The sequence below is a fragment of the Alloalcanivorax xenomutans genome, from assembly GCF_032810065.1.
GTDB lineage: Bacteria > Pseudomonadota > Gammaproteobacteria > Pseudomonadales > Alcanivoracaceae > Alloalcanivorax > Alloalcanivorax xenomutans.
The window spans coordinates 3,808,836-3,822,500 of record NZ_CP136538.1; the positions used below are offsets into that span (position 1 = coordinate 3,808,836).

At 57.8% G+C, this 13,665-nt stretch carries 11 protein-coding genes, 5 tRNA genes and 2 rRNA genes (1 of these 18 cut by a window edge); all 18 read right to left on the minus strand.

The window, feature by feature from the left end:
• Positions 1-85: 85 nt before the first annotated feature.
• A complete protein-coding gene (gene rplL, locus RYH70_RS17590; protein WP_022996212.1) occupies positions 86-466 on the minus strand; it encodes a 50S ribosomal protein L7/L12 in 381 nt (126 codons plus the stop codon).
• 69 nt (positions 467-535) lie between these two features.
• Positions 536-1,069 carry a 50S ribosomal protein L10 gene (gene rplJ, locus RYH70_RS17595; protein ID WP_014996121.1) on the minus strand — a complete coding sequence of 178 codons (534 nt, stop codon included), beginning with the start codon at positions 1,067-1,069 and terminating at the stop codon, positions 536-538.
• Positions 1,070-1,365: 296 nt separating this feature from the next.
• Entirely contained in the window at positions 1,366-2,061 is a 696-nt protein-coding gene (rplA, locus tag RYH70_RS17600) for a 50S ribosomal protein L1 (protein WP_022996211.1), read from the minus strand.
• Between the two features lie 3 nt (positions 2,062-2,064).
• Positions 2,065-2,493, minus strand: coding sequence for a 50S ribosomal protein L11 (gene rplK, locus RYH70_RS17605; protein WP_014996123.1), 429 nt, complete (start codon positions 2,491-2,493; stop codon positions 2,065-2,067).
• Positions 2,494-2,582: 89 nt separating this feature from the next.
• On the minus strand, positions 2,583-3,125 hold the full coding sequence (gene nusG / locus RYH70_RS17610) for a transcription termination/antitermination protein NusG (protein ID WP_022996210.1): 543 nt from the start codon (positions 3,123-3,125) through the stop codon (positions 2,583-2,585).
• 9 nt (positions 3,126-3,134) lie between these two features.
• Complete coding sequence (gene secE, locus RYH70_RS17615; protein ID WP_026949857.1) at positions 3,135-3,509, minus strand: preprotein translocase subunit SecE; 375 nt, start codon at positions 3,507-3,509, stop codon at positions 3,135-3,137.
• Positions 3,510-3,551: 42 nt separating this feature from the next.
• Positions 3,552-3,627: transfer RNA gene (locus tag RYH70_RS17620), tRNA-Trp, on the minus strand.
• Positions 3,628-3,685: 58 nt separating this feature from the next.
• Entirely contained in the window at positions 3,686-4,879 is a 1,194-nt protein-coding gene (gene tuf, locus RYH70_RS17625) for an elongation factor Tu (protein ID WP_026949537.1), read from the minus strand.
• Between the two features lie 149 nt (positions 4,880-5,028).
• Positions 5,029-5,104, minus strand: a tRNA-Thr gene (locus tag RYH70_RS17630).
• A 50-nt stretch (positions 5,105-5,154) separates the two neighbouring features.
• A tRNA-Gly gene (locus RYH70_RS17635) sits at positions 5,155-5,228 on the minus strand.
• A 205-nt stretch (positions 5,229-5,433) separates the two neighbouring features.
• Positions 5,434-5,517 (minus strand) — tRNA-Tyr (locus tag RYH70_RS17640).
• A gap of 86 nt (positions 5,518-5,603) precedes the next feature.
• Positions 5,604-5,679, minus strand: a tRNA-Thr gene (locus RYH70_RS17645).
• A 101-nt stretch (positions 5,680-5,780) separates the two neighbouring features.
• The gene (locus RYH70_RS17650; RefSeq protein WP_317009460.1) at positions 5,781-6,467 is read right to left on the minus strand and encodes an SPOR domain-containing protein; all 687 of its coding nucleotides are present in this window, start codon (positions 6,465-6,467) and stop codon (positions 5,781-5,783) included.
• A 17-nt stretch (positions 6,468-6,484) separates the two neighbouring features.
• On the minus strand, positions 6,485-7,219 hold the full coding sequence (locus RYH70_RS17655; protein WP_317009461.1) for a type III pantothenate kinase: 735 nt from the start codon (positions 7,217-7,219) through the stop codon (positions 6,485-6,487).
• The gene (birA, locus tag RYH70_RS17660) at positions 7,216-8,184 is read right to left on the minus strand and encodes a bifunctional biotin--[acetyl-CoA-carboxylase] ligase/biotin operon repressor BirA (RefSeq protein WP_022997245.1); all 969 of its coding nucleotides are present in this window, start codon (positions 8,182-8,184) and stop codon (positions 7,216-7,218) included. Before birA ends, RYH70_RS17655 begins: the two co-directional genes overlap by 4 nt.
• Before the next feature lie 6 nt (positions 8,185-8,190).
• Positions 8,191-9,879: an AMP-binding protein gene (locus RYH70_RS17665; RefSeq protein ID WP_022997246.1), complete on the minus strand. Its 1,689-nt coding sequence runs from the start codon at positions 9,877-9,879 to the stop codon at positions 8,191-8,193.
• Positions 9,880-10,566: 687 nt separating this feature from the next.
• Positions 10,567-10,682 (minus strand): 5S ribosomal RNA (gene rrf / locus RYH70_RS17670).
• Between the two features lie 154 nt (positions 10,683-10,836).
• Positions 10,837-13,665, minus strand: a 23S ribosomal RNA gene (locus RYH70_RS17675) (it continues 60 nt past the right edge of the window).

Genomic DNA, 13,665 nt, shown 5'->3' on the forward strand with positions numbered 1-13,665 from the left:
ACAGAAACGACAAAAGGCTGGCAGCCCTTAAGCTGCCAGCCGGTGCCTTTCCTCGTTGTCGCGGAAAGACATTGCGTTACCGCGCTTACTTGAGCTCGACGGTACCGCCAGCCTCTTCGATCTTTTTCTTGATCTCTTCGGCTTCGTCTTTGGAAACGCCTTCCTTGACCGGAGCAGGAGCGCCCTCGACCATGTCTTTCGCTTCTTTCAGACCCAGACCAGTTACTTCGCGGACTGCCTTGATCACGCCGACTTTCTTGTCGCCGAAACCGGTCAGAACCACATCGAACTCGGTCTGTTCTTCAGCGGCGCCACCAGCGTCGCCACCGGCAGCTGCCGGAGCGGCTGCTACTGCGGCAGCTGCGGTTACGCCAAACTTCTCTTCCATGGCCTCGATCAGTTCAACGAGGTCCATAACGCTCATTTCAGCAACTGCGCTGAGGATATCTTCTTTGGAAACGGCCATTTTCAATCTCCTAAATCACCGTACGGGCGATCACGATTGGATCGGGTAGTTACGCCACCAGACTTAATGTCAGGCAGCTTCCTGCTGTTTCTTGTCCTTCACGGCTGCCATCGTGCGAACAAATTTGCCGGGCACCTCGTTGAGGGTACGGACAAACTTGGCCACCGGGGCCTGCATGACGGACAAAAGCTGAGCAAGGGCCTCGTCGCGGGTAGGCAGCTTGGCCAGGACATCAATATCCTGAGCGCCATACGCCACACCGCCGACAGCCAGCGCTTTCACTTCGAGCTTGTCATGATCCTTGGCGAAGTCCTTGATGAGCCGAGCGGCAGCGCCCGGATCTTCTTGGGAAAACGCCAGGACAGTGGGGCCGACCAGCGAATCGTTGAGGCACTCGTATTCGGTACCTTCAACAGCACGCTTGGCCAGCGTGTTCCGAACTACTTTCAGATACACGCCGGTTTCGCGGGCCTTCTTGCGCAGCTCGGTCATCTGAGCCACGGAAAGACCACGATAGTCGGCAACCACAGCAGACAGCGCTTCGGAAGCAACAGCGTTCACCGAAGCCACAATCGCCCGTTTGTCCTCCAGATTCAAAGGCACAATTTACCTCCTGGATTCACAAACAAACCGGATTCCCGGACTGCATAACCGAGGATCCGGCGGTTGCCATGACCGGTTACCCGGTCGTTATCGCGGAAGCCAGCCCCTGCTTTGACACAGGATTTGCAACTACCGCGCCTACGCAGGCGGTCACCCCTTAACCTTCCCCGAGACCTGAGCTCATAAAGCCAGACTGCGTCTCGCGGGACGGACCTGCGGTCTTTGACGCCCCGACGGCATGCCGCCGGGATCAAAGAACGTGAGACGCGCCGATCAATCGGCGCGGCCCATATACCTTACATAGCCAGAGAGGCGGTATCGATCGCCAGGCCCGGGCCCATGGTGCTGGACAGCGTTACTTTCTTGAAGTACGCGCCCTTGGCGGAAGCCGGCTTGGCCTTCTTCAGGTCGGCGATCAGCGCTTCCACGTTTTCCTTGATGGCGTTGGCATCAAAACCAACCTGACCAACGGTACAGTGGATGATGCCACCCTTGTCGGTACGGTAACGGACCTGACCGCCCTTGGCGTTTTTCACCGCCTGAGCCACGTCCGGGGTTACGGTACCCACTTTCGGGTTCGGCATCAGGCCGCGGGGACCAAGGATGGTACCCAGCTTGCCGACCACACGCATGGCGTCGGGGGAAGCGATCACCACATCAAAATTGATCTCACCGCCCTGAACCTGCTCGGCCAGGTCGTCAAAGCCCACCACGTCGGCGCCGGCTTCTTTCGCTTCCTCGGCTTTGGCACCTTGAGCGAACACCGCCACACGGACGGTTTTGCCAGTACCGTGAGGCAGAACAGAAGCGCCACGGACGTTCTGGTCGGATTTACGCGGGTCGACACCCAGGTTCACCGCCACATCAATGGACTCTTTGAATTTCACCGCGGACAGCTCGGTCAACAGAGCTACCGCCTCTTCCACCGGGTACGCCTTGCCCGGCTCGATTTTTTCGCGGATGGCGCGGGCGCGTTTGGACAGCTTGGCCATTGTTTAGTCCTCCACGTCCAGGCCCATGGAACGGGCAGAGCCCGCAATGGTGCGCACGGCGGCATCCAGATCGGCAGCCGTCAGATCCGGTTCTTTCGCCTTGGCGATCTCTTCCAGTTGCGCACGGTTCACCTTGCCCACTTTCTTGGTGTTGGGCTCACCGGAACCGCTCTTGATACCCGCTGCTTTTTTCAGCAGGTACGCGGCCGGCGGGGTCTTCATGGTGAAGGTGAAAGAACGGTCGTTATAAACCGTAATCACCACCGGAACCGGCGCGCCGGCATCCAGCTGTTGAGTCTGGGCGTTGAACGCCTTACAGAACTCCATGATGTTCACGCCATGCTGACCCAGCGCGGGACCAACAGGCGGTGAAGGGTTAGCCTGACCCGCTGCCACCTGCAGCTTGATGTAGGCTTGTACTTTCTTAGCCATGGTATTGAGACTCCTTGGGTGCGAACGCCCGCATGAAACAGGCTCCCCTCAGGTTGTCGACAACCCGGCGAAGATCGCCGGGACGGGCGTCAGGTTTTTTCAACCTGACCGAATTCCAGCTCCACCGGGGTAGAGCGACCGAAAATAAGCACGGCCACATGCAGCCGGCTCTTCTCGTAATTGACTTCCTCGACCACGCCATTGAAGTCGGCAAACGGTCCATCGATAACCCGCACCACTTCGCCGGGTTCGAACAGCGTTTTGGGCTTCGGCTTTTCGACCGCGTCATCCATGCGGCGCAGGATGGCATCCGCTTCTTTCTGAGTGATCGGCGAAACACGCCCGGGATTCTTCGGGTCTTCGCCGATGAAGCCCATGACCTTCGGTGTTTCCTTCACCAGGTGCCAGGAGTCGTCGCACATCTCCATTTGCACCAGCACATAGCCTGGGAAAAATTTCCGCTCGGACTTACGTTTCTGACCGCCACGAATCTCGACCACCTCTTCGGTAGGCACGAGAATCTCGCCAAACAGCTCCTCCATGGAACGCAACTTGATGCGCTCTTCCAGGGCCCGTTTGACGTGCTTTTCAAAGCCGGAATAGGCGTGTACCACGTACCAGCGCTTAGCCATGTGTACCCCTTAGCCGATGAGCGTCGAGATCAGGCCGTTGAGCGCCCAGTCGAGCACGAACAACAGCAGCGCCACGATCACCACGAAGACCAGAACGATCAGCGTGGTCTGCAGCGTTTCCTGACGGGTGGGCCACACCACCTTGCGCAGCTCCACCATGGAGTCCTTACGCAATTGATTGAAGGACTTGCCCTGCTCGGTCTGCAAAGCCACAAAGGCCGCGACCAGGGCGACCGCCACTACGCCAAGGGCCCGATACAGAGGAGACACGTCTGAGAAATAGCTGTTACCAAAAACAGCAGCGGCCACCAGAGCGGCAACGACGAGCCACTTGATGACCTCTAGAGCGGAGGACCCAGATTGCCCTTCAACTTTCTCGTTCATCTGCCGATGCACCCCGCCGCCTGACGGCAGCTCTGGGAAAATTGGCAGGCCAGGAGGGACTCGAACCCCCAACAGCCGGTTTTGGAGACCGGTGCTCTACCAATTGAACTACTGGCCTGTAACTCACTAATCAGAAACAAAACAGGCCGGAGCCGAAGCCCCGGCCTTGAATTGTCTTACTCTACGATCTTGGCCACCACGCCGGCGCCAACAGTACGACCACCTTCACGAATCGCGAAGCGCAGGCCGTCTTCCATGGCGATCGGCGCGATCAGCTCAACGTCCATCTGCACGTTGTCACCCGGCATCACCATCTCGGTGCCTTCCGGCAGCGTACAGGCACCGGTAACGTCGGTGGTACGGAAGTAGAACTGCGGACGGTAGCCGTTGAAGAACGGGGTGTGACGACCACCTTCGTCCTTACTCAGCACGTACACCTCGGCAACGAACTTGGTGTGCGGGGTGATCGAGCCCGGCTTCGCCAGAACCTGACCACGCTCCACTTCGTCACGCTTGGTGCCGCGCAGCAGCACGCCCACGTTCTCACCCGCGCGGCCTTCGTCCAGCAGCTTGCGGAACATCTCAACACCAGTACAGGTGGTCTTGGTGGTATCCTTGATACCCACAATCTCGATCTCTTCACCCACCTTGATGATGCCACGCTCCACACGACCGGTGACCACGGTACCGCGACCGGAGATGGAGAACACGTCCTCGATCGGCATCAGGAACGGCTGATCAACCGCACGCTCCGGCTCCGGAATGTACTCGTCCAGCGTTTCCACCAGCTTCTGCACCGCCGGCATGCCAATCTCGCTGGTATCGCCTTCCAGCGCCTTCAGAGCGGAACCCTTGATGATCGGGGTGTCGTCGCCCGGGAAGTCGTAGTCGCTCAGCAGCTCACGCACTTCCATTTCAACCAGTTCCAGCAGCTCTTCATCGTCCACCATGTCCGCTTTGTTCAGGAACACGACGATGTACGGCACGCCAACCTGGCGGGACAGCAGAATGTGCTCCCGGGTTTGCGGCATCGGGCCGTCAGCGGCGGATACCACCAGAATCGCGCCATCCATCTGCGCCGCACCGGTGATCATGTTCTTCACGTAGTCGGCGTGACCCGGGCAGTCAACGTGCGCGTAGTGACGGGTCGGAGAGTCGTACTCCACGTGGGAGGTCGCGATCGTAATACCACGCTCACGCTCTTCCGGGGCGTTATCGATCTGATCGAAGGCGCTCGCCGAACCGGAGCCCCACACCTCGAAGCACACCCGCGTCAAAGCGGCCGTCAGCGTCGTCTTACCATGGTCAACGTGACCAATCGTGCCCACGTTTACGTGCGGTTTATTACGTTCAAACTTTTCCTTTGCCACGACTCTCTACCTCTCAACTTGGCTGTGCATTTCCGTCTGAACGGCGCCTCTGCCCAGATAAAACCCTGTCGGACCGCACCTTCCGCGGACCATCTTGGCACCACCAAGACACATAAAGCCGGACCCAGGTGGTACCCGGGCCCGGATTCTGGAGCTCATGACCGGATTTGAACCGGTGACCTCACCCTTACCAAGGGTGTGCTCTACCTACTGAGCTACATGAGCGTAACCTTTATTTCGCAGACCTCTTTCTTGGCCTGCGAATTCCCGCAGCCTGGAGCGGGCAGCGGGAATCGAACCCGCATCATCAGCTTGGAAGGCTGAGGTTCTACCACTGAACTATGCCCGCAAACCTTCTGTCTGCCCGCCAGCTTGCTGGCGAATATCTGGTGGAGGGGGGAGAATTACTCCGCCCTTCGGGCCAGCACAAGTGCTGTTCAGTCCGCGGAGCGGACATGTCGAACCTCTTGTCGGTCCGAACCCTCCCCCGGCCAAGCGCCGAAGGAACCTTTACGAGCCATCAAGCCTTTCCACGCCTGATCACTCTCATTATCTGGTGGAGGGGGGAGGATTCGAACCTCCGAAGCTTTCGCGTCAGATTTACAGTCTGATCCCTTTGGCCACTCGGGAACCCCTCCAGAAAAGGGCCTACATTCTCTTTACGGCTCAGCCCCTTGTCAACATGTTTTCAGGGGCTTTCAAGCTCCTGGCGCAACAGAAAAGCTGGAGCTGGCGAGAGGAGTCGAACCCCCGACCGGCTGATTACAAATCAGCTGCTCTACCAACTGAGCTACGCCAGCATGAAGCGAGCCTTGCTTCAAAGGCTGCGCATTCTATAGAAACCCCGAGGGGTCTGCAATCGCTTCTCGCCGCTCCGGCCAAGAACATCATGACTGCCTGGTCACCCCTCCCACCGGGCATTACCAGGACACTGGCTCTGGCTGCGGCCCGCCTGCGGATTTCCGACCAGGAAATCGGCCAAAGCGGGTCCGCCATCTTCCGACGGGGGCAAATAAATCCAATACTCGGTCACCTCACGAGCGGTCTCACGCACAAAGACCGGATAGCCGGCATTTCGCATTTTTGTGCGCAACCCTTCCGCGGACTCCGCACTGGAGAAGTACCCCAGGGAAATAGCGTTGGCATAATCGCCCTCTTTGACGATAAAGCTGTCCACACCCAGAGCCTGCAATTCGTTGAGCGCCTCCAGCGCGCGCTGGCGAGATTCAAAGGGAGGGAGGTAAACCCAGTTCAGACGATCCTTCTCCACCCGGACAGGCTCGATTCGCCCAGCCAAACCGGCCGCCCTCAATTGTATTCTGGCCCGGCGAGCCTCATCGCTGTCCGACCAGGGACCAACAACGGTACATGAAGCAGTCTGAGAAGAGGAAGGTGCCGCCAGGGCAGCCTTGCCGGGCTGAGGCTGCTCGCTGAGCAGCGCCAAAGAAGACGCGGAACCGGCCTCCGCCCCCTTTGCGGCGGGCTGCGAACTCGAAGTCAGGGGCGTTCTTTCCAATCGATCGGCAGTCAGATGCCAGCCCAGATAAACCAGGTTGGCCACCAACAGCGTATAAAATACCCAGCGCACAGCGCGCTCCCCCCAGGTTATTTTTGTCGAGCAGCCACCCGTTCCAGTCCATCCAACACCAGATCCGGCTGCAGGTCGAAATCGAATGGGAAGGAGGCGCTCAATTCCCGGGCATCCCCGCCCGTTACCAGTACCGGGCAAGTATCGGAAAGCCGTTCACGCAGTTCAACCACTACATCCGTGACAAAGGCCACAGACATACGCAACAGACCGTTATGGACACATTCACCAGTGGACTGCCCCAACCCCAGCCCGGCCTGACCCGGGCCGACATGCACATCCGCGGTATCGCGCAATAAGGCGGTACGGAGCATGCCCAACCCCGGCACGATATAGCCGCCGAGAAACGCGCCATTCTCATCCACGGCATCGATGGTCAGGGCGCTGCCACAATCCACGACGATACCGGCCCCGTGGCGCCGATGGCATTCGATCAAGGCAACCCAGCGGTCCACGCCCAGGCGCCGGGCCTCGGGGTAGCAGTTGTGGACACCAAAGTCATTCCGAACGGAATAATAGAACTCCGCCGCCAACCCGGTGGCTTCGCTGATCAGCGCACCAATCCTTGCATCCGCTTCCGCTCCCGCCACCGAGGCTATCCAGACGGACTCAAAGGGCTGAGACGAAGCCAGGGGTTCACGCAGAGCCGTTTGCCAATCCCGCCGATGGGTTCCACCGCCCTGCTCGATATTATCGCCGCCGCGGCGGCGCCATTTCAGGGCCGTATTCCCCACATCGATAAACAATTTCATTGCAGTCTCAAACTAACTTCGCCGCCATGCAAATAATGGCGCTCGCCCTCGATCTCCACGCACAGAGCCCCATCCTCAGCGACCCCCCGGGCGATCCCCGTTTGCGACTTGCCAGCAGTGATCACCGTCACCGCCTTGTCCCGTACCAGGTCCAGTTCCTGATAGGCTGGCACGAAGGCGGCAAACCCCCGAGCAACAAAGGTGTCCAGCATATTCAGCAGGGCACTGGACAGCGACTCCGCCAATTCAGTACGGGACATTTTCAAGTCACCGTACTGCACCAGACTGGCCCAGGGCTGATCAATGCTATCGGCCTGCGCATCCAGCATGGCCACATTAATACCCACACCAACCACGACCTGAACCTGCGTTTCTATTTCACCGGCCAGCTCGATCAACACCCCTCCCAGCTTACGCCCCTCCACCAACAGATCATTGGGCCACTTCAGACCCAATGGCAGTCCCGGGCAGGCTCGCTCCAGGACCTGGCTGACCACCACTCCCGCAGCCAGGCTGAGTCCGCCCAGGGAAGCGAAACCACCCGGTAACCGGTACAGAACGGAAAGGTAGATGTTGGCGGCGAAAGGTGACCGCCACTGGCGCCCGCGCCGGCCTCGGCCGGCACTTTGAAATTCGGTGGTGACTACCAGAGGGCCTGCCCGCCCTTCAGCGGCCAGGGCCAGGGCATCAGCATTGGTGGATCCGGTCACCGGACTGAAAATCAGCTCGGCCCGGCCAGCCAGCCCCTCGCTCAATTGGCTCTTATCCAACAAATCCAGGGGCCGGGCCAGCCGATAGCCCTTGCCACGAACCGACTCCACGTCCAGGCCCAGCTCCCCCAGGCGTTGTATCCGTTTCCAGATGGCGGCCCGGGAAATGCCAAGCACTTCGCCGAGATCCGCTCCGGAATGGAAACGCCCGTCGGCCAGAGCCTGAACGAGGGGCAGATCCGTACTGTATTCCATCTATGATCAATGCTCCCAGATCACACCACGGGAAGCCGCCCATTCCGGCAGATCCGCCTCGTAGTGCTTTTCGATTTCATTGCGCTTGAGCTTCAGCGTGGGGGTCACCAGACCATTTTCCACCCCCCAGGGCTCCTTGCACACCACCAGGGAGGCAAGCCGCTCGTGCGGGTCGAGCTGATTGTTTACCCGGGTCAGCAATTCATTCAGCTGCTGGGTAAAATGCTCTTTCTCAGCGCCTTTGCTCAACTTGCCCTGCTCTTCCGGCGTCAGGTTCAACAACGCGATAGGTTGCGACATATTTGCCCCGATCACGCATACCAGTTCAACACCGGGCTGGCTGGCCAGACGGTTTTCGATCGGCGCCGGCGCCACGTACTTCCCTTTCTCGGTTTTAAAGATCTCCTTGATCCGACCGGTAATCCGCAACCGGCCGCCTTCATCGATCTCACCCACATCCCCGGTTTTCAGCCAACCATCCTCGGACAGCACCTCCGCGGTCAAGTCCGGCTGCTTGTAATAGCCGCTCATGTTGCCGACGCTGCGCACCAGCACTTCACCACCCTCGCCGATGCGGCATTCTACCCCATCATTGGGCGTGCCGACCCATCCAATCTGTTGATCACCCTGCACCGTGGTATGCGACCACCCGAAGTTTTCGGTCATTCCGTAAACTTCCAGAATCTCCAGGCCCAGGGTGTTGAACCAGGAAATGATCTCGGTGGACAGCGGCGCCGCGCCAGACAGCGCCACCCGGCACTCGTCCAGCCCCATGGCTCCCAGTACCTTTTTCTTGATCACCTTGTTCAGCAGCGGAATCTTCAGCAGGGTATTGAGCTTCTTCGGCGGCACCGCCTCGGACGCTTTCTGATAGAACTTGGACCAAATCCTCGGCACCGCGAAAAAGAGCGTCGGCTTGGCGCGCTTGATGTCTTCACCAAAGGTATCCAGGGATTCAGCAAAGTAGACCGTATTTCCGACGTACAATAGAGCGGTTTCCACCGCCGCCCGTTCCGCCACATGAGACAGGGGCAGATAGGAGATCATCCGGTCGGAAGGTTCCAGGTTATAAACCCGGATCACTTTGTCACCAACGGCGGAGAGACTGCGGTATTGATGCATCACGCCCTTCGGAGTTCCCGTGGTCCCCGAGGTATAGATGATCGTGGCAAGATCATCCGGGCCCGGTTGCGCCACCTCCGCCAGCGGCTCATTCTGAGCCACGATATCAGTCCATACCGGGCAGGACTGAAGCACATCTTCCGGCGCCAGGGAAAAAGCCACCTGCTGAATCCCTTCCGGCACACCATCCTTCATAATGTCCCAGTCGTCCAGCTTGCCAACGAACAACAGCCGGGATCCGCTATGCTCGAGGATCTGTCTTACTGAGTCCGCCACCAGGGTCGGGTACAGCGGCACACTGACCGCGCCGGCAATCCAGATTGCCAGGTCAGCCAGGATCCATTCGGCGCAGTTCTTGGAAACCAGGGCCACCCGGTCACCGGTCTGGATCCCCTGGGCGCGCAAGTAGGACGCCATGCGATGCGCCTCATCGGAGACTTCTTTCCAGGTGTACCGGCGGACCCGATCCCCCCCCAGAGGTTGCACCATCGCCACATCGCCGGGCTGTTGCTGATAACGGTCTTGAAGTGCCTGAATCGGTGTTTTCATGGTTACGTTATTCTGATTCGTCATTGTATTCACCTGTTTCCCAAACCAAGAAGAAAGGCCGCCAAGTGCCGCTTCGCCTCGGGAACACGAAGTCGGCGGAAGAGCGTGTGCCACGGAACCCAGGCCGGCCGCGACGAGGAGTCATGGCCCCATTGGAACCGTGTACGATTATTGAGCATAGAGATACAACAGGCGGGGATAAAGAGGTTTGACGGCAAAAAGAGGACGCTCGTGCAAAGTGCGCCATGATCGGGCATTTGGGGCCACGCCTGGGTATGAAGGATGACCCGCCTGGGTCCAAGCCCGGCCTGCTTGAGTGATTGGATCGGGGCAGGATGACCTACAGTGTGTAACGAGCATGCTCGCCATCCCTTCCGGGCGCCTCCGTCTGACACCTTCGGAGCATAGGCGGTTTTATGCCCTAGGGTACACATGGGCCGTGTAGGGACAGGAGCTCGCCGTATCCCGAATATAAAAAAACCCCCGGCACGTTCGTGACGGGGGTCTTTTATATTTAAGAGCCTGACGATGACCTACAGTGTGTGGCGAGCATGCTCGCCATCCCTTCGGGACGCCTAAGGCGCACCAAGCCCGCACCGGAGGTGCAGGGCTTGTCACATGGGCCCAGAAGTAGGGACAGGAGCTCATTGTATCCTAAATATAAAAAGACCCCTTAGCGACGAGCACTAAGGGGTCTTTTTATATTTAAGAGCCTGACGATGACCTACTCTCACATGGGGAAGCCCCACACTACCATCGGCGCTGAGCGGTTTCACTTCTGAGTTCGGCAAGGGATCAGGTGGTTCCCACTCGCTATAGTCGTCAGGCAAACCGGCTTGGTCACTTGCCATGGCAAGCAGCCAAATCTGTTTACCTCACTGGCTAAGCCAGCAAAGTATTCTGAGAAATTAGGAAGTCCAGCGTCAGAGCGTTTATCCAACACTCATTCTATCAGATGCAGTTCAACTGCTTTGGCGTTATATGGTCAAGCCTCACGGGCAATTAGTACGGGTTAGCTTCACGCCTTACGGCAGCTTCCACACCCCGCCTATCAACGTTGTGGTCTTCAACGGCCCTTTAGGGGAATCAAGTTCCCAGAGAGATCTCATCTTGAGGGAGGCTTCCCGCTTAGATGCTTTCAGCGGTTATCCCGTCCGAACGTAGCTACCCGGCAATGCCACTGGCGTGACAACCGGAACACCAGAGGTTCGTCCACTCCGGTCCTCTCGTACTAGGAGCAGCTCCTCTCAAATCTCTAACGCCCACGGCAGATAGGGACCGAACTGTCTCACGACGTTCTAAACCCAGCTCGCGTACCTCTTTAAATGGCGAACAGCCATACCCTTGGGACCGGCTTCAGCCCCAGGATGAGATGAGCCGACATCGAGGTGCCAAACACCGCCGTCGATATGAACTCTTGGGCGGTATCAGCCTGTTATCCCCGGAGTACCTTTTATCCGTTGAGCGATGGCCCTTCCATACAGAACCACCGGATCACTAAGACCTGCTTTCGCACCTGCTCGACTTGTAGGTCTCGCAGTCAAGCACCCTTCTACCTTTACGCTCATTGCACGATGTCCGACCGTGCTGAGGGTACCTTTGTGCTCCTCCGTTACTCTTTGGGAGGAGACCGCCCCAGTCAAACTACCCACCACACAATGTCCCCGACCCGGATAACGGGCCTGGGTTAGAACCTCAAACATGCCAGGCTGGTATTTCAAGGTTGACTCCACAATGACTGGCGTCACTGCTTCAACGTCTCCCAGCTATCCTACACAAGCAGGCTCAAAGTCCACTGTGAAGCTGTAGTAAAGGTTCACGGGGTCTTTCCGTCTAGCCGCGGGTACACAGCATCTTCACTGCGATTTCGATTTCACTGAGTCTCGGGTGGAGACAGTGCCCCCATCATTACGCCATTCGTGCAGGTCGGAACTTACCCGACAAGGAATTTCGCTACCTTAGGACCGTTATAGTTACGGCCGCCGTTTACCGGGGCTTCGATCAAGAGCTTCGCCGAAGCTAACCCCATCAATTAACCTTCCGGCACCGGGCAGGCGTCACACCCTATACGTCCGCTTACGCGTTTGCAGAGTGCTGTGTTTTTAATAAACAGTTGCAGGGGCCTTTTCACTGCGACCACCAACAGCTTACGGGGCAAGCCCTTCACCATCGGTGGCGTACCTTCTCCCGAAGTTACGGTACCACTTTGCCTAGTTCCTTCACCCGAGTTCTCTCAAGCGCCTTAGAATACTCATCCCAACCACCTGTGTCGGTTTGGGGTACGGTTCCTTATAACCTGAAGCTTAGAAGATTTTCCTGGAAGCAGGGCATCAACCACTTCTCGGGGACAAAGCCCCAATGGTCTCGGCTCTCAGCCTTAGGATCCCGGATTTGCCTAAGATCCCAGCCTACTGCCTTTCCCCGGGACAACCAACGCCCGGTAGGCCTAGCCTTCTCCGTCTCTCCATCGCAGTTATAAGAAGTACGGGAATATTAACCCGTTTCCCATCAGCTACGCATTTCTGCCTCGCCTTAGGGGCCGACTTACCCTGCGCCGATTAGCGTTGCGCAGGAAACCTTGGTCTTTCGGCGTGGAGGTTTTTCACCCCCATTATCGTTACTCACGTCAGCATTCGCACTTCTGATATCTCCAGCATGCTTCTCAACACACCTTCACAGACTTACAGAACGCTCCCCTACCCAGCATGCATAAGCACGCTGCCGCAGCTTCGGTATCCAGTTTGAGCCCCGTTACATCTTCCGCGCAGGCCGACTCGACTAGTGAGCTATTACGCTTTCTTTAAAGGATGGCTGCTTCTAAGCCAACCTCCTAGCTGTCTGAGCCTTCCCACATCGTTTCCCACTTAACTGGAATTTGGGGACCTTAGCTGGCGGTCTGGGTTGTTTCCCTCTTCACGACGAACGTTAGCACCCGCCGTGTGTCTCCCGGATAGTACTCACTGGTATTCGGAGTTTGCATCGGGTTGGTAAGCCGGGATGGCCCCCTAGCCGAAACAGTGCTCTACCCCCAGTGGTATTCGTCCGAGGCGCTACCTAAATAGCTTTCGGGGAGAACCAGCTATCTCCGAGCTTGATTAGCCTTTCACTCCGACCCACAGGTCATCCGAATCTTTTTCAACAGATCCCGGTTCGGTCCTCCAGTGCGTGTTACCGCACCTTCAACCTGCCCATGGGTAGATCGCTCGGTTTCGGGTCTATTCCCAGCAACTACATCGCCCTATTCAGACTCGGTTTCCCTACGGCTCCCCTAATTGGTTAACCTCGCTACTGAGAATAAGTCGCTGACCCATTATACAAAAGGTACGCCGTCACCCAACAAAGCGGGCTCCGACTGCTTGTACGTACACGGTTTCAGGGTCTATTTCACTCCCCTCTCCGGGGTTCTTTTCGCCTTTCCCTCACGGTACTGGTTCACTATCGGTCAGCCAGGAGTATTTAGCCTTGGAGGATGGTCCCCCCATGTTCAGTCAAGGTTTCACGTGCCCCGACCTACTCGTTTTCACATATTCAGATTTTCGGATACGGGGCTATCACCCACTATGGCCGGCCTTCCCAGACCGTTCTCCTAATCAGTCATATGCTTAAGGGCTAATCCGCGTTCGCTCGCCGCTACTGACGGAATCTCAATTGATTTCTGTTCCTACGGGTACTTAGATGTTTCAGTTCCCCGCGTTCGCCTCCTGCACCTATGGATTCAGTACAGGATACCCATAAAGGGTGGGTTTCCCCATTCGGAAATCTCCGGATCAAAGTCTGTTTGCCGACTCCCCGAAGCTTATCGCAGGCTAC